1 protein-coding gene is annotated in these 328 nt (G+C 31.1%); it reads right to left on the minus strand.

All coding sequences use genetic code 11. The annotated features are described in order from the left end of the window. The coding region (locus tag H4O21_RS28725) for a hypothetical protein (RefSeq protein WP_220495904.1) at window positions 1–244 on the minus strand (244 nt) is incomplete at its 3' end. Window positions 245–328: the final 84 nt, after the last annotated feature.

Below are 328 nucleotides of genomic sequence, written 5' to 3' on the forward strand. Positions count from 1 at the left end.
CATTTTGTGCGTTTTCAGTTTTATGAAGAAAAACATACAGTCCTGTATTAATTAGCATAAGAGGACAAACTAAATACAATAATATCGATACAAATTCATTTCCTTCAGAAATATAGAAAACGAGAAATGAAAGCATAGTGATATTTAATAAGAACGCATATTTGCTTACGCGAAACATCGCATAGAAAACAGTACTGGTCAAACCAATGATTGAAAGTATTGTTATAAGATTGTCTATTTCCATACCCACTATATTCCTATTGAACTTGATTTAATTGCTATTTCTGCACCACGTCTTAATCGTTTGAAAACACGAAGTGCAATTTGC

The sequence above is a fragment of the Oceanospirillum sediminis genome, from assembly GCF_014164585.1.
Classification (GTDB): Bacteria; Pseudomonadota; Gammaproteobacteria; order Pseudomonadales; family Halomonadaceae; genus Oceanospirillum; species Oceanospirillum sediminis.